This window comes from Streptomyces sp. NPDC008313 (genome assembly GCF_042956125.1).
GTDB lineage: Bacteria > Actinomycetota > Actinomycetes > Streptomycetales > Streptomycetaceae > Streptomyces.
The window spans coordinates 14,869-35,939 of sequence record NZ_JBIBFR010000024.1 but is presented as its reverse complement, the minus strand read 5'-3'; the positions used below and the strand labels follow the sequence as shown (position 1 = coordinate 35,939).

The 21,071-nt window shown below is 72.9% G+C and carries 19 protein-coding genes; 9 read left to right on the top strand and 10 right to left on the bottom strand.

Annotated features, from left to right (window positions below; all coding sequences use genetic code 11):
- The gene (locus tag ACFY93_RS27455) at window positions 1–1,530 is read right to left on the bottom strand and encodes an aldehyde dehydrogenase family protein (protein ID WP_391363867.1); all 1,530 of its coding nucleotides are present in this window, start codon (window positions 1,528–1,530) and stop codon (window positions 1–3) included.
- Window positions 1,531–1,672: 142 nt separating this feature from the next.
- On the opposite strand from ACFY93_RS27455, the gene ACFY93_RS27450 reads away from it, so the two are divergent.
- The 9 genes from ACFY93_RS27450 to ACFY93_RS27410 all read left to right on the top strand — a co-directional run bounded on the left by ACFY93_RS27450 (window position 1,673) and on the right by ACFY93_RS27410 (window position 10,257).
- Entirely contained in the window at window positions 1,673–2,446 is a 774-nt protein-coding gene (locus ACFY93_RS27450; protein ID WP_391363866.1) for an IclR family transcriptional regulator C-terminal domain-containing protein, read from the top strand.
- A gap of 1 nt (window position 2,447) precedes the next feature.
- On the top strand, window positions 2,448–2,921 hold the full coding sequence (locus ACFY93_RS27445) for a GNAT family N-acetyltransferase (protein WP_391363864.1): 474 nt from the start codon (window positions 2,448–2,450) through the stop codon (window positions 2,919–2,921).
- 117 nt (window positions 2,922–3,038) lie between these two features.
- On the top strand, window positions 3,039–4,073 hold the full coding sequence (locus ACFY93_RS27440) for a hypothetical protein (RefSeq protein ID WP_391363863.1): 1,035 nt from the start codon (window positions 3,039–3,041) through the stop codon (window positions 4,071–4,073).
- The gene (locus tag ACFY93_RS27435) at window positions 4,070–5,398 is read left to right on the top strand and encodes a histidine kinase (RefSeq protein WP_391363862.1); all 1,329 of its coding nucleotides are present in this window, start codon (window positions 4,070–4,072) and stop codon (window positions 5,396–5,398) included. Before ACFY93_RS27440 ends, ACFY93_RS27435 begins: the two co-directional genes overlap by 4 nt.
- A gap of 158 nt (window positions 5,399–5,556) precedes the next feature.
- Window positions 5,557–6,174, top strand: a complete 618-nt coding sequence (locus ACFY93_RS27430; RefSeq protein WP_391364019.1) for a response regulator — start codon at window positions 5,557–5,559, stop codon at window positions 6,172–6,174.
- Window positions 6,175–6,228: 54 nt separating this feature from the next.
- The gene (locus ACFY93_RS27425) at window positions 6,229–7,680 is read left to right on the top strand and encodes a penicillin-binding transpeptidase domain-containing protein (RefSeq protein WP_391363860.1); all 1,452 of its coding nucleotides are present in this window, start codon (window positions 6,229–6,231) and stop codon (window positions 7,678–7,680) included.
- A gap of 266 nt (window positions 7,681–7,946) precedes the next feature.
- Window positions 7,947–8,516: a SigE family RNA polymerase sigma factor gene (locus tag ACFY93_RS27420; RefSeq protein WP_391363858.1), complete on the top strand. Its 570-nt coding sequence runs from the start codon at window positions 7,947–7,949 to the stop codon at window positions 8,514–8,516.
- Window positions 8,513–9,370, top strand: a complete 858-nt coding sequence (locus ACFY93_RS27415; RefSeq protein ID WP_391363857.1) for a hypothetical protein — start codon at window positions 8,513–8,515, stop codon at window positions 9,368–9,370. Before ACFY93_RS27420 ends, ACFY93_RS27415 begins: the two co-directional genes overlap by 4 nt.
- 83 nt (window positions 9,371–9,453) lie before the next feature.
- Window positions 9,454–10,257 carry a pectate lyase gene (locus tag ACFY93_RS27410; protein ID WP_391363855.1) on the top strand — a complete coding sequence of 268 codons (804 nt, stop codon included), beginning with the start codon at window positions 9,454–9,456 and terminating at the stop codon, window positions 10,255–10,257.
- 186 nt (window positions 10,258–10,443) lie between these two features.
- Here the strand turns inward: ACFY93_RS27410 and ACFY93_RS27405 are convergent, their stop codons facing one another.
- The 9 genes from ACFY93_RS27405 to ACFY93_RS27365 all read right to left on the bottom strand — a co-directional run bounded on the left by ACFY93_RS27405 (window position 10,444) and on the right by ACFY93_RS27365 (window position 20,993).
- Window positions 10,444–11,583, bottom strand: coding sequence for a pectinesterase family protein (locus tag ACFY93_RS27405; RefSeq protein WP_391363854.1), 1,140 nt, complete (start codon window positions 11,581–11,583; stop codon window positions 10,444–10,446).
- A gap of 165 nt (window positions 11,584–11,748) precedes the next feature.
- Window positions 11,749–13,062: a polysaccharide lyase family 1 protein gene (locus ACFY93_RS27400; protein WP_391363852.1), complete on the bottom strand. Its 1,314-nt coding sequence runs from the start codon at window positions 13,060–13,062 to the stop codon at window positions 11,749–11,751.
- A gap of 18 nt (window positions 13,063–13,080) precedes the next feature.
- A complete protein-coding gene (locus ACFY93_RS27395; protein WP_391363850.1) occupies window positions 13,081–13,899 on the bottom strand; it encodes a GDSL-type esterase/lipase family protein in 819 nt (272 codons plus the stop codon).
- A 167-nt stretch (window positions 13,900–14,066) separates the two neighbouring features.
- Window positions 14,067–15,419, bottom strand: coding sequence for an extracellular solute-binding protein (locus ACFY93_RS27390; RefSeq protein WP_391363849.1), 1,353 nt, complete (start codon window positions 15,417–15,419; stop codon window positions 14,067–14,069).
- Between the two features lie 142 nt (window positions 15,420–15,561).
- A complete protein-coding gene (locus ACFY93_RS27385; protein WP_391363847.1) occupies window positions 15,562–17,112 on the bottom strand; it encodes a family 43 glycosylhydrolase in 1,551 nt (516 codons plus the stop codon).
- Window positions 17,109–17,951: a DUF6807 family protein gene (locus ACFY93_RS27380; RefSeq protein WP_391363846.1), complete on the bottom strand. Its 843-nt coding sequence runs from the start codon at window positions 17,949–17,951 to the stop codon at window positions 17,109–17,111. The genes ACFY93_RS27385 and ACFY93_RS27380 overlap by 4 nt, the downstream gene beginning before the upstream one ends.
- On the bottom strand, window positions 17,948–19,159 hold the full coding sequence (locus ACFY93_RS27375; RefSeq protein WP_391363844.1) for a Gfo/Idh/MocA family oxidoreductase: 1,212 nt from the start codon (window positions 19,157–19,159) through the stop codon (window positions 17,948–17,950). The genes ACFY93_RS27380 and ACFY93_RS27375 overlap by 4 nt, the downstream gene beginning before the upstream one ends.
- The gene (locus tag ACFY93_RS27370) at window positions 19,156–20,061 is read right to left on the bottom strand and encodes an ABC transporter permease subunit (protein WP_391363842.1); all 906 of its coding nucleotides are present in this window, start codon (window positions 20,059–20,061) and stop codon (window positions 19,156–19,158) included. Before ACFY93_RS27370 ends, ACFY93_RS27375 begins: the two co-directional genes overlap by 4 nt.
- Window positions 20,058–20,993, bottom strand: a complete 936-nt coding sequence (locus ACFY93_RS27365; RefSeq protein ID WP_391363840.1) for an ABC transporter permease subunit — start codon at window positions 20,991–20,993, stop codon at window positions 20,058–20,060. The genes ACFY93_RS27370 and ACFY93_RS27365 overlap by 4 nt, the downstream gene beginning before the upstream one ends.
- Window positions 20,994–21,071 lie beyond the last annotated feature (78 nt).

Here is a 21,071-nt window from a genome sequence, read left to right as displayed (position 1 = left end):
TCAGCGCTCCAGCCGGCCGTCGTAACGGCGCGGCAGCCCCAGCGGGTTGTCGTCGCGCAGCTCGGGCGGCAGCAGGGCCTCGGGCGCGTTCTGGTACGCGACCGGACGCAGCCAGCGCTCGATGGCCGTCCCGCCGACGGAGGTCGAGGTGGACGTCGTCGCCGGGTAGGGGCCGCCGTGGTGCTGGGCGGGGGCGACGGCGACGCCGGTCGGCCAGCCGTTGACCAGGACGCGTCCGGCGAGCGGGGTCAGCTCGGCGAGGATCTCGGCGCCGCGGCCCTGCCCGGCGGCCTCCTCGGCGGAGAGGTGCACGGTCGCGGTGAGGTTGCCGGGCAGCCGGGACAGGAGGGCGCGGGCCTCGGCGTCGTCCTCGTAGCGGGCGACGACCGTGAGCGGTCCGAAGCACTCCTCCAGGAGCAGGTCGTGCTCGCCCTCGGCGGCCAGCCGGCCGGCCGGCACGGTCAGGAAGCCGGGGCTCACCGTGTGCTCGCCGCCCGCGCCGGCGGTCACCGGGGCGTCCACGTCGGGCAGGCCGGAGCGCTCGGTGACACCGGCGATGAAGTTGTCCCGCATCCGGTGGTCGAGCAGGACTCCGGCGTCGGTGTCGCTGACGGCGTCCGTGAGGGACTTGACCAGCCGGTCGCCCGCCGCGCCGGCCGGGGCGAGGACGAGTCCGGGCTTGACGCAGAACTGGCCGACGCCGAGCGTCATCGAGCCCGCGAGCCCGGCGCCGATCGCCTCGGCGCGCTCGGCGGCGGCCGCCTCGGTGATCACGACGGGGTTCAGCGAGCCCAGCTCGCCGTGGAAGGGGATCGGCACCGGCCGCGCCGCCGCCGCGTCGAAGAGGGCACGGCCGCCGCGTACGGAACCGGTGAAACCGGCGGCGGTGACCAGCGGGTGCGTGACGAGCGCGACGCCCGCCTCGAAACCGTGCACGAGGCCGACGACCCCGGCGGGGATGCCGTGCCCGGCGGCGGCCCGGCGCAGGGTGGCGGCGACCAGCTCGGACAGGCCCGGGTGGTCGGGGTGTGCCTTGACGACGACCGGGCAGCCCGCGGCGAGCGCGCTCGCGGTGTCCCCGCCCGCGACGGAGAAGGCGAACGGGAAGTTGGAGGCGGAGTAGACGGCGACGACGCCGAGCGGCACCTTGTAGCGGCGCAGGTCGGGGACGGGCGGGGTGGCGGTGTCGTCGGGGTGGTTGATCACCACGTCGAGGAAGGCGCCCTCGTCGACGATGTCCGCGAAGGCGCGCAGCTGGTAGCAGGTGCGGGCGAGTTCGCCGGTGAGGCGGACCGGGCCGAGGGCGGTCTCGGCGTCGGCGGCCTCGACGAGCTGGTCACGGGCACCCTCGAGCGCGTCGGCCGCGGTGCGCAGGAACGCGGAGCGCACCGTCCGGTCGGCCAGGGCCGCCCTGGCGGCGTGGGCCGCGCGGACCGCCTCGTCGACCTCCTGGGCTGTGGCCTCCACCGCAACCTGTTCGCGCTGCTTCCCGGTACGGGGGTCGACACTCCAGACTGGTGCTGCTGACACCGCGGATCCCTCCAGATGTTTGCCGCAGTTCTCACCGCAGTTTCTGTGCGATCCACCAGGGGCGTTCGATATACTGAACGCTGTCTCTGATGGTGAATATGATGCGGAGACTATTTGGCGTCCAACGAAGGGGTCAAGGGCGATGTCGGCAGGCGAGACAGGCGGCGGGGCTCAGGTCAAGTCCGCGGTACGGACCGTGGAATTGCTCGAGTACTTCGCCGGCCGGCCCGGAATGCACTCCCTGGCGGCCGTCCAGGAGGCCGTCGGCTATCCCAAGTCCAGTCTGTACATGCTGCTGCGCACCCTGGTGGAGCTCGGCTGGGTGGAGACGGACGCGACGGGCACGCGGTACGGCATCGGGGTGCGGGCGCTGCTCGTCGGCACCTCGTACATCGACGGCGACGAGGTGGTGGCCGCGGCCCGGCCGACCCTGGACCGGCTCTCGGACGACACCACCGAGACGATCCACCTCGCGCGTCTCGACGGCACGAACGTCGTCTATCTGGCCACCCGCCAGTCGCAGCACTATCTGCGCCCCTTCACCCGGGTGGGCCGCCGGCTGCCCGCGCACTCCACCTCGCTGGGCAAGGCGCTGCTCGCCACCCACACCGACGAGCAGGTCCGCAAACTGCTGCCGGAGACACTGCCCGCGCTCACCGAGCACACCATCACCGACCGGGAGAAGCTCATCGGGGAGCTGCGCCAGGTCCGGGAGCAGGGCTTCGCGGTGGACCGCGAGGAGAACACGCTGGGGCTGCGCTGCTTCGGCGTCGCGATCCCCTACCGCACACCGGCCCGCGACGCGATCAGCTGCTCGGTGCCCGTGGCGCGGCTGACGCCCGCGCACGAGCAGATGGTGAAGGACGCGCTGTTCGACGCGCGGGACCGGCTGACCCTGGCGACCCGGAGGCTCTGACATGGAGGTGGCTCTCCGCGAGGTCCACGACAGTGACCTGCCCGTCTTCTACCGGCAGATGAACGACCCCGAGGCCTGCCGGATGGCCGCGTTCGTCCTCGAGGACCCGGCCGACCGCGACGGCTTCGACGCGTACTGGGCACGCAACCGCGCCTCCTCCGCCGTCCTGCGGACGGTCCTGGCCGACGGCGACGTGGTCGGCAGCGCCGCCGTGTACGGCGAACCGGGCGAGCGGGAGGTCACGTACTGGATCGACCGCGCCTACTGGAACCGCGGCATCGCGACCGCCGCGCTGCGCGGCCTGCTCGCGCAGGTCCGCGAGCGCCCGCTGTACGCCAGGGCCGCCGCCGACAACGCCGGTTCGCTGCGCGTCCTGGAGAAGTGCGGTTTCCGCGTGACCGCGCACGCCAGCGGATACGCGAACGCGCGCGGCGAGGAGACGGCGGAGGTCGTGCTGACGCTCGCGGCGGACTGAGCGGGCGCCCGCGCGGCCCGGGAGGAGACCGGGCCCCGGCCTCCTCCCCCGTCCGGCGGAGGTGGATCGTCGGCGGGGACGACGTGGGGGGCGGGGCCGCCGCGGGAGCGTGGAGGCATGAGCCAGACATCCGCTTCCGCCGCCACCGCGGGCACCTCCCCGGGTGCCCCGGCGGCCCCCGGCCGGGCACGCCGCGCCCTGCGCGCCACCGCCATCGTCTCCTGCGTGCCCTACCTGGCCCTGAAGGCCGCCTGGGTCGCCGGCAGCCGGCTCGGCATCCCCGACGGCAGTCCGCTGCTGGAGCACCGCACGACCATGGCGGTCGCCAACTCCCTGAGCATCGTCCTGGACAGTGCCGTGGTGGTGCTGGCCCTGCTCCTCACCCGGCCGTGGGGGCTGCGGGTGCCCGCGTGGCTGCTCGCGTTCCCGATGTGGGTCGCGACCGGGCTGATCGCTCCGATCATGACCGGCTATCCCCTGCAACTGCTGGTCAGGGTGGTCGACGGCGGCGCCCGCACGTCGGGCACCGGAGGGGGCGGCGAACCCTTCCTCGACGAGTGGGTGTTCGGGGTCGTGTACACGGGGTTCATCGTGCAGGGACTGACCCTCGGCACCCTGTTCGTGCTGTACGCCCGCGACCGCTGGCGGCATCTGTGGAGCGGGCGCACGGGCGACCTGCCGGTCAGCGCCGTGGCACCGGCCCAGCGGGCCACCGCCGTGGCCGCCGCCGTCCTCGCCCTGTTCCCCCTCGCCCAGCGCGCGGCGTGGGCCTGCGGGAGCACGGCCGGGCTGAGCGGCCGGCGCGCCATGGGCCGGGACAGCGACTTCCACGTGCTGGAGGCCACGTTCGCCGCCTTCCTCGTCGTCGCCGTCGCCGGTGCCTGGATGCTGGCCTTCCGTCAGGGCCGCGGACTGTCCCTGAAGGTGCCCCTCGCCCTCGCCTGGACCGGGTCGGGGGCGACGGCCTGCTGGGGCTGCTGGGTGTCGCTGGCGTCGCTGGGCGGCGGGAACGACCTCGCCGACCGCCCCACCCAGGCGATGAACCTCACCTACGCTGGGCAGATGATCGTCGGCATACTCGTGGCCGCCCTCGGCGCCCACTTCCTCGCCGAACGGGCCGCGGCCGGCCGGGCGGCCCGGCGTCCGGTGTGAGCGGCCTCGCCCGGTTCCTGCTCGGACGGCGGGCACGGCGCCGCTGGGTCCACCTCATCCTCGGCGGCGCGCTCGCGATGCCGTACGTCCTGGTCGGCGAGGTCTTCGTCGGACCGGCCCTGGACGCGCGGTACGCGTTCGGTTCGCTTCCCCTCCAACTCCTCTCCTTCGCCGCCGGGTTGCCGCTCGCGGCCGTCACCGGGCTCTTTCCGCTCACCCGGCCCGTGTCGGCCGGCGCGGTACGGGCACTGTGCGGGACCGACGGCGGTCTCGCCGAGGGACCGGCCCGCACCCCGGCCGCCCGCCGGCGCGCCGCCGTCTGGTTCACCCTGCATCTGGGGATCGGCGGGATCGTCTCGGGGATGTCGCTCGCCGTGCCGCCGTTCGCGGTGGGGCTGATCGTGCTGCCGGTGGTCGCCGCGCTGTCCGGGGCCCGTCTCGGGCTGCCCGACGTGTTCGGCCACACCTGGGCACTGGCGCTCTCGCCGCTCGCCGGGGCAGCGATCCTGGTCGCCCTCGCGGCGTGCGCGGCCGCCTGCGGTCTGCTGCTCGCCCGCTGGGCGCCGGTCCTGCTCGGGCCCACGCCCGAGGACCGGCTCGCCGCCGCCGAACGCCACGCCGCGGACCTCGCCGTACGCAACCGGCTCGCCCGGGAACTGCACGACTCCGTCGGCCACGCGCTGAGCGCGGTCACCCTCCAGGCGGGCGCGGCACGCCGGGTCCTCGGCACCGACCCCGGCTTCGTCCGTGAGGCCCTGTCCGCGATCGAGGAGACGACCCGGCGCACGGTGGGCGAACTGGACGCGGTCCTGGGGGTGCTGAGGGAGGGCGACGACCGCTCCACGGCGCCCGCGCCCACCCTCGCCGACGACCTCGACGGCCTGCTGCGCCGCACCGGGGCGGGCGGGTCCGAGCTGACGGCCCACGTCGACGTGGACGTCCACGCCCTTCCCCCGCTCGTCTCCCGCGAGGCCTACCGCATCGTCCAGGAGGCCCTGAGCAACGCCCTGAGACACGCGGGGCCGGCGGCTCCGGTGACGCTCCGGCTGCGCCTCGTCCGCGAGGGGGACGGCGACGGTGGTGACGACTCCCGTGACGACGACGGTGCCGGCGCACGGGGCGCGGACGAACTGCGGATCACCGCCGAGAACCCGGCCGCGTCCGGGGCGGCGCCGGGCCGGCCCGGCGGCGGCCACGGCCTGCGCGGCATCTCCGACCGGGCCCGGCTCCTCGGCGGGACGGCCGAGGCGGGTCCGCGCCCGGCGGGCCCCCGCGGCACGGTCTGGCGCCTCGACGTCCGGCTCCCCCTGAGAGGACCCTCATGACCGGCCCGCCCACCGAACCCCTCGCTCCCGAACTGCTCGCCCCCGAACCCGTCGCTCCCGGGTCCCGCGTTCCCGAACCCATCCCTCCCGAGTCCGCCGGGCCCCCGTCCGCGCCCGCCGCCCCGCGCCTGCGGATCGTCGTCGCCGACGACGAGCGCATGGTCCGCACCGCGCTGCGGGTGATCCTCTCGGCCGAGGCGGACCTGGAGGTCGTGGGCGAGGCGGCCACCGGGGCCGAAGCCGTCTCCGTCGTCCGCCGGACGGCACCCGACGTCGTCCTCATGGACGTGCGCATGCCGGAGATCGACGGCATCCGCGCGACCGAGCGGATCCTCGCCACGGTCCCCGACCCGCCCCGCGTCGTCGTCGTGACCACCTTCGAGAACGACGCGTACGTGTACGACGCCCTGCGGGCCGGGGCCAGCGGGTTCCTGCTGAAACGGGCGGACGCGGACGCGCTCGTCCAGGCGGTGCGGCTGGTCGCGCGCAGCGACAGCCTGCTGTTCCCCTCGGCGGTGCGGGCGCTGGCCGCCGAGCACGCCCGGCGCCGCACCCCGGCCCCGCCGCCCTGGGTGGCGAGGCTCACGGCGCGGGAGAGCGAGGTGCTGCGCCTGATGGCCTCCGGGCTCACCAACTCCGAGATCGCCGGACGCATGGGCGTCGGCCCCTCGACGGTGAAGACGCACGTCGCGGCCGTACTGGCGAAGACGGCGACCCGCGACCGCACCCAGGCGGTGATCGCCGCGTACGAGGCGGGCTTCATGAACGACTCATGAGAAACAGGGGCGGACGGGAACGATTCGCCCGGCTCCGCTCGTCCTCTGAGCGGGATGAACAAGACGATCAGGCGCGCCGCCGTCTTCAGTCTGATGCTCGTGCTCGCCCTGCTGGTCAGGGCGACCTGGGTGCAGTTCTACGACGGCCAGGCGCTCGCGGACAGCAAGCACAACCGGCGGAACGCGATAGAGAGGTACGCGAACCCGCTCGGGAACATCATCGTGGCGGGAAAGGCGGTAACCGGTTCGGCTCGGACGAAGGGCGGCGACCTCGCGTACAAGCGGACGTACACGGACGGCGAGCTGTACGCGCCCGTGACGGGCTACAGCTCGCAGGTGTTCGGGGCGACCCAGCTGGAGGGCATCTACCAGGACCTCCTCGACGGCACGGACACCGATCTGAGGAACCCGCTGGACACGATCACGGGCAAGCGCGCCGACCCGGGTGATGTGATCACGACCATCGATCCGGCCGTGCAGAAGGCGGGGTTCGAGGCGCTCGGCGACAAGAAGGGCGCCGCCGTCGCGATCGACCCGAAGACCGGCCGGATCCTGGGCGCCGTCTCCACCCCGTCGTACGACCCCACCCGGATCAGCACCGGGGACTCCGGCGCCTGGAAGGAGCTGACGAAGGACCCGGACAAGCCGATGACGAACCGGGCGCTGCGCCAGCCCCTGCCTCCGGGCTCCACGTTCAAGCTGGTCGTCGCGGCGGCCGCGCTGGAGGACGGGCTGTACGAGGACGTGGACACCGGCACGGACAGCCCGAACCCGTACACGCTGCCGGGCACGACGACCGTGCTGAGGAACGAGAACGCGTCCGCCCCCTGTGAGGACGCCTCGATCCGCGTGGCCCTGCAGTACTCGTGCAACAACGTCTTCGCGAAGATGGCCGTCGACCTGGGCCAGGACGAGGTCCGGGCCATGGCGGAGAAGTTCGGGTTCAACGACGCGTCGCAGGACGTGCCGGTGCGCGCCCACCCGAGCGTCTACCCGTCGGACATGGACAAGGCGCAGACCGGGCTGAGCGGGATCGGGCAGTTCGACGTGACGGCGACGCCGCTGCAGATGGCCATGGTGTCCGCGGCCATCGCCCACGGCGGCGAGCTGGTCTCGCCGCACATGGTGTCGCGGACCAGTGACTCCGACGGCGACGTGCTGAAGGACTACGAGGACGGCACGGAGACCAAGGAGATCGTCAGCGCGTCCACAGCCGGGCAGTTGCGCTCCGCCATGGAGACCGTCGTCGAGGAGGGCACGGGCACCAACGCCCGCATCCCCGGGGTCACGGTGGGCGGCAAGACGGGCACGGCCCAGCACGGCGAGAACAACAGCAAGACGCCGTACGCGTGGTTCACCTCGTACGCGACGTCGGACTCGACGGGCGAGGAGGTCGCCGTCGCGGTCATGGTCGAGCAGTCCGACGCGGCCCGTTCGGAGGTCAGCGGCAACGGCCTGGCGGCCCCGGTGGCGAAGGCCATGATGCGGGCGGCACTGGGGACCTAGTCTCCTCCGTTCGCCGGGCCGGGCCTAGCGGCCGGTCACCCGGTGTGCCACGAAGGCCGGTTCGTCCCTGGGACGGACCGGCCTTCGCCGTCTGCCCGCCCCAGGGCCCCGGTTCGGGATGCCATACGACGTTCGAAGCTCCGTACGGACGCTGGTACGCTTCCGGGTCTCGCCGCGGCGGACCACCATTCGACGCGCGCGGCGGAGCCGGGGGACGCGTCCGCACCCCCGCCGGTGCCGAGAGCCGCAGCGAGGAGGGGTCGCCCGTGGGCACTGTCGTCGACGACGCCGCCTCCGAGGAGTTCCACGCGTTCTTCGAGCTGCACTACGCCGAACTGGCCCGGTTCGCCCGCCTGCTGACGGGCGGTGAGGCCGACGCCGCCGACGATCTGGCGGCGGACGCGCTGGTCGCGCTCTGGAAGCGCTGGGACCGGGTCCGCGCGGCCGACCACCCGGTGGCGTACGCGCGCGGGGTGGTCGCCAACCTGGCCCGCACCCGGATCCGCAGCGCGGTGCGCGAGCGCAGGAGGATCACGCTGTTCTGGTCGCAGCGCGAGGAGAAGGCCGAGAACCCGGACGTACCGGCGGTGATCGACGTGCAGGAGGCGCTGCGCCGGCTGCCGTTCCGCAAGCGGGCGTGCGTGGTGCTGCGGCACGCCTTCGACCTGTCGGAGAAGGACACCGCGCTCGCGCTGGGCGTCTCGGTCGGTACGGTGAAGAGCCAGACGTCGAAGGGGATGGCCGAGCTGCAGCGCCTCCTGGGCACCGGGGCGGCAGCGCAGCGGGTGCACGCGGCGGCGGCAGGCACGGGTGAAGCCGGAGGAAGGGACCGATGACCAGGCCTCACGACGTGCACGAGTCCGAGGAGCTGCGCGGCGGGCTGCGCGAGGCGGCCGGGGCGCACGAGCCGGACCGGGCGCGCATCCTGGCCCGTGTCGAGCGCGGCATGGCCGACGGGCATCCGGGTCCCGCGCGCGCCGCCCGGCCCCCGGTGTCCGGCTGGCTGCGGGTCGTGGGGGCCACGGCCGCGGTCGCGGGCGTCCTCGCGGTGGGCGGCTACGCGGTCGCCTCGGCGGTCGGGGACGACGTGCCGCAGCAGACGGTGGGTGTCTCGCCCACGCCCCTGCCGTCACCGGACGCGACGAGCCGGGCGCCCCTCCCGCCGGACACCACGCCGAGCGCCGGCACGTCGAAGGGGCCGGACGCGTCCGCCTCGCGCACCCCGCAGGGGCCGGACTCCGCCCCCGCCACGGCGAAGCCGCCCGCCGACGGCGTCGAGGACGGGCCGCTGTGGTCCGACGGCTCGGTCGACCCGCAGAGCAACGCCTTCTGGGCACAGAGCAATGTGACCCTGAAATCCACGCGGGAACTGACGTCGCTCACCGTCGAGTTGCGCGTCGCGCAGACCGGCGGGGTGACCTCGACGGGGGCCTGGCGCTCGCTGCCGGAGGACGATTTCACGCTGACCGTCGGCGAGCGGGACGGCTTCCTCGTCTACCGGTGGGTGCTGAAGGCGGGACGCACCGTTCCGGCCGGTGAGTGGGTGTTCGCCGGGCAGTACGACCACGCGCGCGGCGGCCGTGACGCCAAGGACGACCGCTACGCGGCGAGCGGGCGGGCGAAGGACCGGGAGCGGTCCGTGGCGGGCGGCTTCGCGGCCCGGGACACCCCCTGGGACGGCGACGCGTAGAAAGTTTTCCCGGACCGGCAACCCTTTCCCGGCGGGCGGCGACCAGGAGACGCAAGACTCTCCTCCACACAGGGAAACGGGACATGACTTCTCGAGCTGAGCAGCGCGTACGTCACCGCCGGCGGATCACCAGGCGCCGGGCCGTCGTCGGCGGGGTGGCCGCCTTCGGCCTCACCGGCGCGGCGATCGTCACGAGTTCGATGCTGGCCACCGCCGGTGCCGCGACCTCCTGGCCCGAGGCCACCGGCGACAAGGCCGTCTCGAAGACGATCGAGGTCTCGGGCACGTACGACGGCAAGCTGCGGAAGTTCTACGGCAGCGGCGACCTCGGCGACGGCGGGCAGGACGAGGGCCAGGACCCGGTCTTCGAGCTGAAGGACGGCGCGGTCCTGAAGAACGTCATCATCGGCACACCGGGCGCGGACGGCGTCCACTGCTCGGGCAGCTGCACGCTGCAGAACGTGTGGTGGCTGGACGTCGGCGAGGACGCGGCGAGCTTCAAGGGCAAGTCGTCGTCGGCCACGTACACGGTGACCGGGGGCGGCGCGAGGTCGGCGTCGGACAAGGTGTTCCAGTTCAACGGCGCGGGGAAGCTGACCGTGACCGGCTTCCGGGTCGAGAACTTCGGCAAGCTGGTCCGCTCCTGCGGCAACTGCTCGAAGCAGTACAAGCGCACGATCGTGGTGAACGACGTCGACGTGACGGCCCCGGGCAAGGTGCTGGTCGGCATCAACTCCAACTACGGGGACACGGCGACCCTGACCAAGGTGCGCGTCCACGGCGACAGCGGCAGGAAGATCAAGCCGTGCGTCCGCTTCAAGGGCAACAGCACGGGCAAGGAGCCGACGGAGATCGGAAGCGGTGCCGACGGCACGTACTGCAGGTAGTCCTCGTCCGACCTCACGTACAAGTAGCCGCGCGCCGGCGAGGCCCCCGCCTCCCCGGTCCCGGCCGGTCGGGCCCCCCTCGGCCGGCCGGAGGAACGCCCCCGCCGGTGACGACCGGCGGGGGCGCTCGCCCGTCCGGGGAACGGTCGGTTCATCGTCGCGCGCCTCCGAAGGGGAAGGCCCGGGTCAGCGGCGTCCGGTGTCCGGCCGCCAGTCCCGCAGGTAGGCCGCGCGGGTGTGCGCGCGGGCCTCGGCGCGGGTGAGCTGGGGGCGGTTCGCGGGGACGGTGACGGCCGCGCCGGGGCCGGTGTTGCGGTACTCGGCGAAGCGCTGGTCCTGCCACGGGTATCCGGCCGACATGGTGGTGTACGGCTCCACCGCGTCGATGCCCGCCCCGAGGTGGGTGTCGCGCACGGTGAGCATGGGCCGGGCGGTGGTGTCCGAGCCGGGCACCCAGGGGCGGGCCAGCTTGTAGAAGGCGTCCGGGGCTTCGCTGGTGACGCGCCCCCGGGTCACCAGGTAGCCGCGCGGGTTGGCGGCCGCGGTGGACGGCGCGAAGACGAAGCCGTACGGGGCCGACGCCAGGTCCGTACGGGTCAGGGTGTGGAAGTGGCAGTGCTCGAACACGGCGGTGGCCCGGCCGAAGACGAAGTCGACGTCGCCCTCGACGTAGCAGTCCGTGAAGTACTGGCGGGCGAAGGTGCCGAGCGCCATGGAGTCGGCGTACAGGGTGTCCTGGTGGCCGAGGAAGCGGCACCGCTCGAAGGCCGACCGGTCGCCCTGCACCTTGATGGCGACGGCCTGGGTGCCGGTGATCTCGGGGTGGTCGGCGCGCAGCCAGTCGTTGGCGAAGGTGAGGTGGCGTGCGGTGAACCCGTCGGCCTGCACGGTGGTGGTCGCGGACCCGGTGGTGCCGTAGGTGCCGCCGCCGGGCTTCGGGGTGCCGTTGGCGTGGTCGTACACGATGACGACGTCGCGGGGGTTCCCGGAGGCGCCGATCCAGGTGGCCTCGGTCCGGTCGGCGGGTACGGCGACGGTCTCGCGGTAGGTGCCGGGGGCGATGACGAGCGTGCGGCCGCTGCCGGTCGCGGCGGTCACGGCGGCCTGGACGGTGGTGAAGTCACCGGCGCCGGCCGCGTCCACGTAGAGCGTCCCGGGGTCGAGCCGGGCGGCCGGGGAGCCGTGGCGTCCGAACGGTGAGCGGCCCCGGGCGCGGGCGGGCGCCGCGGCGGCGAGCGAGAGGGCGGTGGCACCGGCCGCCGCGGCGCTCGCGGCGAGGAAGGACCTGCGGCTGGTGACGGCGGCGGGGGTGGGGCGGGAGCGCATGGTTCTCCTTGGCTGTACGGCTCGGGGAGGCGATGAGCGGGGAGTCCGGGCCGGAGCGGCACGCCCGGGTGCGGCGGGCGGGTGCGGTGCCGCTCCGGCCCCGAGGGGGGCCGGATCAGCCGGCGGTGGTGCCGACGGCCGACCCGGCCCGTCCGGTGGGCCGGGTCAGCGCAGCCTGCCCGCTCCGGCCCGGTGGCCGACGATCGCGGGCACGGCGCGCGGCGGGTCGACGTGGCGGCGCAGGGTGGGCGTCCAGCCCGCGCCGGACTGGAGCGTCTCCCCGGGGATCTCCGCGTTGTGCACGGCGATGAGGTCGGTCCTGCGCCCGTTGACGTAGTTGTGGTCGGCGGTGACCGGCGCCTCCTTCCACTTCTTCAGCACCGTCGCCGCGCTGACGCCGTCCGCGAGGGTGAAGGCGTTGTACTGGGCGACGAGCTGGGACTCCATGCCGATGCCGAGGCTGTAGGCGTAGGAGGCGTCGGCGACGTAGTGGTTGTTGTACGTGTCGACCTGGCCGAAGCGGACGCGCGGGGCGCGCTCGACGAGCCCGGAGAACAGGTTGTGGTGCAGCGTGACCTTGAGGTGGCCGCGGTCGACGGCGGCGGTGGCCGCGCTGTCGCTGTTGCCGATCATCAGGGTCTTGTCGTGCTCGGTGAAGACGTTCCAGGACGCGGTGACGTAGTCGGCGCCCTTGACGATGTCGAGTTCGCCGTCGTGCTGCTGGAAGACGCGGCCGTAGTACGAGGGCAGGGTGCTGTCGGGGTGGTCGCCGTCGGTGAAGGTGTTGTGGTCCAGCCAGACATGGGTGGAGCCGTGGACGACCGCGCTGTCGTACTCGGAGTTCCAGTTGCCGGTGTCGCCGTCGGTGGGGTCCCACTGCGGGAAGCAGTCGAGCGGGGTCTCGAAGGTGAGGTTGCGGACGATGACGTTGTCGACGCCCTTGATCTGCAGGCTGGCTCCGCTGATCCCGGCGTGGCGGCCGATGCCGACGATGGTGGTGTCGGCGGGGACGTTCGCCTTGATGGCCCGGTCCTGGTCGGCGGCGGAGGCCCGGCGCAGCCCTTCCTGGCTGTCGTCGGGCTCGGCGGACAGGTCGGTGTCCATGCCCCAGGTCTCGGGCGCGTAGTCGGCGAGGTACCGGTCGAAGTCGTAGCCGTCGGCCTCGAAGGAGGCGCAGCCCTCGGCGTTGGCGTCGATCGTGCCCTTGACCTTGATGATGCGCGGGGCGGTGCCGCCGGCTTCGAGGGCGGCTCTGAACTCGCCCCAGGTGGTGACGGTGTAGACGTGGGCGGCGTCGGCGGCCGAGCCGCCGGTGGTTCCGGTGCCCTGGGACGCCCAGCCGTCACCGGCGGCGAGGGTCTGCCGGGCGAGGTCGCGGCCGTGCGCCTGGGCGGTGGTGCCGGTGACCGTGAGGATCAGGGCGGTGCAGCCCGCGAGCGTCGCAGCTGTGACGCGCGCATGACATTTCTGTGTGTTCATGGTGCGGCTCTCTTTCCGTCAGGCGGTGGGCCAGGTGATCCAGGACTCGGGAATCGCGTCGTCGAGCCGGCGCACGTCCCGGTGCGCCAGCACCCGGCGGTGCAGCAGTCCGGCGGCGACGAGACGGGCCACGGCGATGGCCCCGGGCGGGTTGAAGTGGGTGTTGTCCTGCTCGGTCGCGGTCCAGTTGAAGTAGGTCTTGGTCTCCTCGGCGCCCAGCCGCTGCCACAGGGCGATCGACAGGGCCTGGATGTCGAGCAGGGCCACATGCTCGTCCTCGGCGAGGGCGCGCATCGCCGCCGGGTAGTCGCCGTGGCTCGGCAGTGCGTTGCCGTCCGCGTCGAACCTTCTGCGCTCGACCGGGGTGGCGAGCACGGGCCGCGCCCCGCGGGCCCGCGCCCCGTCGACATACCGGCGCAGGTGGTCCTGGTACGTGGTCCAGGGCTCGGTGTAGCGGGTGGGGTCGGCGGACTTCTCGTCGTTGTGGCCGAACTGGACGAGGAGGAGGTCGCCGGGGCGGATCGACGCGAGGATGACGTCGAGGCGCCCCTCGTCGATGAAACTCTTCGAACTGCGGCCGTTGACGGCGTGGTTGGCGACGGTGACCGCGCCGGGTCCGTCGGTGTGCAGGAAGAACGGCAGCGCCATGCCCCAGCCGGTCTCGGGGGCGGCGTCGGCGTACTTCTGGGCGGCGGTGGAGTCACCGGCGATGTACAGGGTGCGCATGCGCCGGGAACCTCGTGAGTCGTTCGCCGCCGAAGCGGGGGCGCTCGCCGCGACGGCGAGCGGGACGGCGGCCAGGGCGGCCGCGGAGACCTGTCTGCGGGTGAGGGACACGCTGGTGTGCCTCGCTTTCGGGCAAGGGTCAGGTGAAGGGGGAACGGGAGGGCGCCGCCCGCGCGGGAAGCGCACCTCTCCGAAAGGGCCGGGGAAGGGCCGGCGGCGTGGCGCGACCGTGTGGTCCGCCGCCGGCCCCGGTCACCGGTGGGAGTGGGGCGGGGCCCCTACTTCTTGTTCTTCTCCCAGTCCGCCTGGGCCGCGTCGAACTGCTCGGCCAGGGTGTCCAGGAAGTCCTCGGCGGACATCTTGCCGAGCAGGACCTTCTGGAAGCCCGGCTCGTTGTCGGCCTTGGAGATGGTGTTCCAGTCCGGCAGGTAGTACGGCAGCTGCACGATCTTGGTGCTGCCGCTGTTCAGCGCCTCGGCGGCGAGCTTGGTCGGCTCGGCCTCGGAGATCCACGCGTCCTTGGCCGCCTCGGTGTTGGAGGGGATGGCGCCGGCCGACTCGTTCCACTTGCTGTTGGACTCGTGGGACGCGGCGAACTCGATGAACTTCCAGGCGGCCGCCTTGTTCTTGCTCGACTTGAACAGGCCGAGTCCGTCGACCGGGTTGGAGACCTGCACCCGGGTGCCGTCGTCCGAGGCCGGCAGGGGCAGGCCGCGGAACTTCCCGGTGCCGAGCGCCTTCACGTGGTCCTGGTAGGAGCCCAGGTTGTGGTTCAGCATGCCGATCTTGCCGCTGTCCCACTGCGCGACCATCTTGGTGAAGTCGTTGTTGACGTCGGCGGCCGGGGTGTCCTTCTTGTACAGCGCGACGTACTTCTTCAGCGCGGCGACGTTCTTCGGGTCGTCGACCGTCGATCTGCCGCCCTTCCAGAACTCGGTGATCCCGCTCTGGCCGTACATCGCGTCCAGGGCCTGCGCGATGGAGCCGGCGCCGCCGCGGATGGTGTAGCCGAACTCGTTCTTCCCCTTCTTGGTGAGCTTGTCCGCGGCCTCGTAGAACTTCGCCCAGGTGGTGGGCGCGTCCACGCCGGCCGCCTTGAAGAGGTCGGTGCGGTAGTACAGGACGCCGTTGCTGGCGGAGGTGGGCACGGTGTAGAGCCCGTCGGCGCCGCCGGCGACCTTGACGCTCTCCAGCATGCCCGCGTTCAGCTTGCCCTCGAGGGAGCTCTTCTTGATGCGTGAGTCGAGCGGCTCCAGGGCGTTCTGCGCGACGATTCCGGAGAGCATCGCGGCCCCGACACCGCCGACGTCCGGCAGGCCGCCGCCCTGGATGGCGGTGTCGTACTTGGACTGGACACTCTCCGAGGGCACTCCGACGTAGTTGACCTTGATGTCGGGGTTCTGCTTCTCGAAGTCCTTGATGATCTCCATCCAGATGTCACGGCGGACGGCCGTGTTGTTGTCCCAGAAGGTGATCTCGCCCTTGCCCGAGCCCTCGTCGCCCTTGTCGCCGCCCGAGCCGCTGCCGTCGTCGCCGCAGGCGGTCACGGTCAGCGCGAGCACGGCGCTCAGGGCGACGGCCGCGGCCGCGCGCCGCCCGCCCCTGCTGTTTCTGTGGATGCTGATCTTCATTGGTCGGCTCTCTTCTTCTGGATCCAACAGGTGTGTGTGGGTGGGTCTGCGATGCAAGCGCTTACTGGGAGGGTGTGCCGGTGCGCCTCCCAGCAGGCCGTCCGGGGGGTCTTCGGTCGTGGTCGGAGGGTCGGGTGGCGCGTCAGCCGTTCGTCTTCGGGGCGGTGACGCGGAAGTGCGTGAAGGTGGCGGCGCCGGCGTGTCCCGTGCCGGCGGGCGCGAGCGCGAAGAGCCCGAGCAGGGCTCCGACCCAGCGCCACGGGGTCGCGGTGAAGACCTGTCCCGCCGGCCGCCACCCCGCCCCGGTGTCGTAGGAGAAGCGGCAGCGCGCGCCCGGTGCGAGGTCGATCCGCAGCCGGGCCCGCCCCTCGGGTGCCGGGCAGGCGTGCGCGGCGTCCCGTTCGCTCTCGGCGACGGGCTCGGCGAACCGGTGCACCAGCGCGACGGAGCCGTCGGACCCCCGCTGGAGGCCGATCCAGCGGTAGGCGTCGCCGAGCACCACCAGTCCGGCCCGTGCGCCGGGCTGCCCGGCGCCGAGGGCGAGGTCCACCTCGACGGCCGCCGGCCGGCCGGGCAGCCGCTGGGTGAGCACGTGCGGCAGCCTGCGCAGGTCGTGCGCGTCGGCCGTCCGTACGCAGCTCAGCCGCAGTCCGTCGGCGGAGTGCTGGGTGGCCCAGCCGTCGCGGGGATTCGCGGTCCACTGCCACTGGCGTCCGAACCGTCCGCCGGGGAAGTCGTCGTCGGTGGCCGGCGCGGACACCGGCTGTGCCGGCAGCGCCGGCTTGCGGTGGACGGTGACGGGGGTGCCCCGGTCCCCGATCACCGGCCAGGGGCCCGCCGGGTCGCCCTCCTCGCTCCAGCGCATCGGCTGGAGGTGGACGACCCTGCCGTACGCCCCCTTCGCCTGGAAGTGCGCGAACCAGTCCTCGCCCGACGCGGTGCGCACCCAGCCGCCCTGGTGGGGGCCGTTGACGTCGGTGCCGCCCTGTTCCAGGACGACCCGCTCCTCGTACGGGCCGAAGAAGCCGCGCGAGCGGAAGACGCCCTGCCAGCCGGTCTCCACTCCCCCGGCGGGCGCGAAGATCCAGAACCAGCCGTCGTGCCGGTACAGCTTCGGGCCCTCCAGGGTGAACCAGCCGGGGATGCGGTCGGCGTCGACGATCACCTTGCCCTCGTCGAGCAGTCCGGTGCCGTCGGGCCGCATCCGGTGGCCGGTGAGCCGGTTCTTGACGCCGGAGCGGGACCTGGCCCAGGCGTGCACGAGGTACGCCTCCCCGCTCTCGTCGTCCCACAGGGGGCACGGGTCGATGAGCCCCTTGCCCTCCTTGACGAGGTGCGGACGGGTCCAGGGGCCGCGTATCGCTGGGGCGTTGACCTGGAAGACGCCGTGGTCGGGGTCGCCCCAGAAGATCCAGAACCGGTCGTCGTGGTGACGCAGGGCCGGTGCCCACACCCCGCTGTCGTGCCGCGGGACCCCGGACTCGGCGGCGGGCTCCAGGCGTTCGAGCGCGTGGCCGACGAGCGTCCAGTTGACCAGGTCGCGGGAGTGCAGCAGCGGCAGGCCCGGGACGCGGCCGAAGCTGGACGCGGTCAGGTAGAAGTCGTCGCCGACCCGGATCAGGTCGGGGTCGGACCAGTCGGCGTCGAGGACGGGGTTGCGGTAGGTGCCGTCACCGAGGTCGGCGCCGGTCATGGGTTCACCGCCTTGCGTACGAGGGCCGCGGCCTCGTCCCGGCCGAGGGTGCCGTCGGCGACGACGGTGACGATCCGGCGCACGAGGGTGTCGCCTGGCGGGACCGGCAGCCGCTCGCTGTGGGCGAGGGACGAGCCGACGCCGGGGTACTCGGCGGTGCGCACGAACCACGGGTCCTGCCGGGTGGTGCCGGTGGCACCGGCGAAGACCAGGGTCCAGTCCGCGCCGGTGAGGGCGAGCCAGTCGGCGCGGGAGCCGTGGACGGCGTCCTCGCCCTCGGCGTCGGGGGTGAACACGCGTGGCGCGCCGGCCTCCTTGCGGGCCCGCCAGAAGAACCCGCCGTAGGCCGCGCCGGGGCGCCCGTTGGTGGCGGGGCTGCCGATCGACAGCATCCCCCGGGTGGTGTTGGTGAGCGAGAAGGTGAAGTCCAGCGCCCAGGCGGTGTCCGTGAGTCCGGTGGCCGCGACGGTGCGCCGCTCGCGCAGCAGTTCGACGCCTGCGGCGACCCAGCGCAGTTCCTCGACGAAGCCGTCGGGGTCGCACAGCTGGAAGCCGGCGTGCCGCTGGACCCCGTGGTTGTCGAGCTCGGTGGGGCCCCGGCCGCGGACGAAGGTGCGGCCGCCCCAGAAGTTGTGCCCCTCGACGTCGGGAACGGCGACACCGACGCCGAGGTGGTGGGGGTGGTCGGCGGGGCCGAGTTCGGTGACGGCCGTGCCGGCCGGGGTGGTGACCGGGTGCAGGTACGGGCGGGGCGAGAGCGTGCCGGGCAGGTGCGGCCGGGTGACGTAGCGCCCGACCGGGCGGCCCGCGGCGCGCAGGACCGGCGAGTCGTGGGTCATCGGGTGCTCACCTCGTTCGACGGCGACCAGGGGGCGCCCGGGTCCTGTTCCGAGTCCCCCCGCGGCGTCGCGCCGGAAGCCCAGGCAGGACCGAGTTCGGAGTAGAGGGACAGGGTGTCGGCGGCGGCCTCGACGAGTGCGTCGACACCGGTCACGACCCTGCGCCGTTCGCCGGGGTCGAGGTACCAGGCCCCGGCGGGCAGCGGGACGGGGTCGGGGGCCGTCCGGACCGCCTCGACGACCTTCATGAAGGCTCCCGTGGACTCGGGGGCGACCAGCAGTTCCGCGGTGCCCGCCAGATGCCCGGCCAGGTTCTCCAGCAGGTCCGTCCTGCCGTACCGGCTCTCCTCGGGGCCGCGTCCGGAGCGCTGCAGGAGCACACGGTCCTGCTTGTACCAGAAGGTGATCCGGCCGCGGGTGCCGTGCACGACGACGTACGGCTCGGCGGGCCGCTGCGCGCACAGGGTCGCGGCGACCGTGACGCGTCGGCCCTCCGTCGTGGTGACGCGGACGCAGGAGGTGTCGTCGGACTCGATGTCGTTGGCCCGCAGCAGTTCCGTCTCGATCGTGGCGACGTCCTCGGCGCGGGTGGAGCCGTCGAGGGCCAGCGCGGTCGCGACGGCGTGCGCCAGCGGGTTGGTGAGCGCCCCGTCGACGACGTCGACCCCGTCCAGACGCCGGTGCCCGGCCCAGGGCGCGCGCCGGTAGTACGCCTCGTCGCGGGCCCAGGCACCGGCCGCGCCGACCCCGAGGACCGTGCCGAGCTCGCCCTCGGCGATCAGCTCGCGGATCGCGGGCACCGCCTGCGAGCCGAGCGACTGGAAGCCGATCTGGCAGACGACGCCGGCCTTCGCGACGCCGTCGGCCATCCGCCGGAACTCCGCGTACGAGGGCGCGGGCGGCTTCTCCAGGAGCAGGTGGACGCCGCGTGCGGCGGCGGTGAGCGCCAGGCCGGTGTGGGTGTGGATGGGCGTGCAGATCACGGCGGCCGCCGCGCCGGTGGAGTCCAGCAGGGCGCCGAAGTCCGCCGACTGCTCGGGCGTACCGAGGCCGTCCAGCTCCTGGCCGGTCAGCGGTGTCAGCTCGCAGACACCGGCCAGCCGTACGAGGCCCAGGTCCGAGAGGCGGCGGATGTTCGCCAGGTGCCAGCGGCCGTGTCCGCGGGCACCCGCGAGGACGACGGGCAGCGGGGACGGTGGTCTCGTCATCCCTTCACCGCCCCGGCGCTGAACCCGGTGATCAGCCACTTCTGGATGAAGGCGAAGACGACGACCACGGGGACGGCGGCGATGATGCCGCCCGCGGCGAGCGCCCCGAGGTCGACGCTGTCGGAGCTCATCAGGGTGTTGAGACCGACGGGCAGCGTCTGCTGGTCCTGGTTGCTGAGGAACATCAGGGCGAACAGGAAGTGGTTCCAGGCGTGCACGAAGGCGAAAGAGCCGACGGCTATGAGCCCGGGGCGCAGCAGTGGCAGGACGACGATCCGGAAGGCGTTGAAGCGGTTGCAGCCGTCGACCCAGGCGGCCTCCTCCAGGGAGTAGGGGACGTTCTTGATGAAGCCGCTGATCAGGATCATCGACAGGGGCAGCTGGAAGACCGTCTCGGCGATGATGACGCTGGCCAGCGAGTTGATCATCTGGAGCTTGGCGAAGATCTGGAAGAGCGGGACCAGGAGCAGGGCGCCCGGCACGAACTGGGAGCACAGCAGCCCCAGCATGAAGCCGCGCTTGACCCTGAAGTCGAAGCGGGCCAGGGCGTAGCCGCCGGCCAGCGCGATGACGGTGGTCATCACCAGGGTGGCGACGCCGATGAGGACGCTGTTCTGGAAGTAGGTGCCGAAGCTGCGCTCGGTCCACACCTTGTCGAAGTGCTCGAGGGTGAGGGGCCAGGGCACGAGGGAGGTCGAGCCGGCCGGGCGGAGCGCGAAGAGCAGGATCCAGTAGAAGGGGATGAGGGTGAAGAGGAGATAGACCGACAGGGGGACGTAGATCTGCCAGCGGGGGACCTCGTCCCAGCCGCGTCGGGGCTTGCGCGAGCGCGGCCCGGGGGGTGCGACCGCCACGGGGGCGGTGGGCGCGGGAGCTCTGGTCCCGGCGTCCTCGGTGATCACTTGTCTCCGCCTCCGAACTTGCTCAGCCGCAGGTAGACGATCGAGCAGAAGAGCAGAATGACGAACGCGACCGTGGTCAGGGCCGACGCGTAGCCGAAGTTGTGGGCGTCGACGCTGGTGTTGGCGATGTAGAGCGGGAGCGTCGTCGTCTCGCCCGCGGGTCCGCCGCCGGTCAGGGTGTAGAGCAGGTCCACGTTGTTGAACTCCCACACGGCGCGCAGCAGGGTGGACAGGACGATGGCGTCCTTCAGGTGGGGCAGGGTGATGTGCAGGAACTGCCGGAAGCGGCTCGCGCCGTCGACCTCGGCGGCCTCGTACAGGTCCTTCGAGACGGACTGGAGGTCGGCGAGGATGAGGATGGCGAAGAAGGGGACGCCGCGCCACAGGTCGGCGACGACGGCGGCCGGGAAGACGGTCGAGGTGTCCGACAGCCAGCTGGTGCCGTACTCCCCCAGCCCCATGTCGGCGAGGTAACGGGTGATGCCGGTCTGGGAGTTGTAGAGGAGCACCCAGATCGCCGAGGTCAGCACGCCGGAGACGGCCCAGGGGGAGAAGACCAGCGCCCGGCCGACGGCGCGGCCCACGAACGTCTGGTTGACGATCAGGGCGAGCGCCAGGCCGAACAGCAGCTGCATGCCCACTTCGACGAAGACCCACTGGGCGCTGAAGGTCAGGGTGTCCCAGAACTGCGGGTCGTCGGTGAAGGCGTGGACGAAGTTGTCGAAGCCCGCGTAGCCGTTGCGCCACGGCTTGGTGGGGTTGAAGTTCTGCAGGCTGTAGTAGAAGACGCTGATGACCGGGTAGGCGATGAAGCCCAGCATCAGCAGGCCCGCCGGGGCGATCAGCAGATAGGGGAGCTTGCGCGGCGTAGCCGAGCCACGGCGCCGCCGGGGTGGCGCGGGCTGCTTCGCCACGGCTGCGGCTTGGGCCATGACTTTCTCCGTTCGTGGGTGTGCTGGTCGGGCACTTCGGCGGCGCGTGCCGTTGAAGCGCTTCGCGTACGGTGTTCG

Coding starts and splice junctions, on each gene's coding strand:
- ACFY93_RS27450 (WP_391363866.1), top strand. CDS start 1,673: ATGTCGGCAGGCGAGACAGGCGGCGGGGCTCAGGTCAAGTCCGCGGTA.
- ACFY93_RS27445 (WP_391363864.1), top strand. CDS start 2,448: ATGGAGGTGGCTCTCCGCGAGGTCCACGACAGTGACCTGCCCGTCTTC.
- ACFY93_RS27440 (WP_391363863.1), top strand. CDS start 3,039: ATGAGCCAGACATCCGCTTCCGCCGCCACCGCGGGCACCTCCCCGGGT.
- ACFY93_RS27430 (WP_391364019.1), top strand. CDS start 5,557: ATGGTCCGCACCGCGCTGCGGGTGATCCTCTCGGCCGAGGCGGACCTG.
- ACFY93_RS27425 (WP_391363860.1), top strand. CDS start 6,229: ATGAACAAGACGATCAGGCGCGCCGCCGTCTTCAGTCTGATGCTCGTG.
- ACFY93_RS27415 (WP_391363857.1), top strand. CDS start 8,513: ATGACCAGGCCTCACGACGTGCACGAGTCCGAGGAGCTGCGCGGCGGG.
- ACFY93_RS27410 (WP_391363855.1), top strand. CDS start 9,454: ATGACTTCTCGAGCTGAGCAGCGCGTACGTCACCGCCGGCGGATCACC.
- ACFY93_RS27405 (WP_391363854.1), bottom strand. CDS start 11,583: ATGCGCTCCCGCCCCACCCCCGCCGCCGTCACCAGCCGCAGGTCCTTC.
- ACFY93_RS27400 (WP_391363852.1), bottom strand. CDS start 13,062: ATGAACACACAGAAATGTCATGCGCGCGTCACAGCTGCGACGCTCGCG.
- ACFY93_RS27390 (WP_391363849.1), bottom strand. CDS start 15,419: ATGAAGATCAGCATCCACAGAAACAGCAGGGGCGGGCGGCGCGCGGCC.
- ACFY93_RS27385 (WP_391363847.1), bottom strand. CDS start 17,112: ATGACCGGCGCCGACCTCGGTGACGGCACCTACCGCAACCCCGTCCTC.
- ACFY93_RS27380 (WP_391363846.1), bottom strand. CDS start 17,951: ATGACCCACGACTCGCCGGTCCTGCGCGCCGCGGGCCGCCCGGTCGGG.
- ACFY93_RS27375 (WP_391363844.1), bottom strand. CDS start 19,159: ATGACGAGACCACCGTCCCCGCTGCCCGTCGTCCTCGCGGGTGCCCGC.
- ACFY93_RS27365 (WP_391363840.1), bottom strand. CDS start 20,993: ATGGCCCAAGCCGCAGCCGTGGCGAAGCAGCCCGCGCCACCCCGGCGG.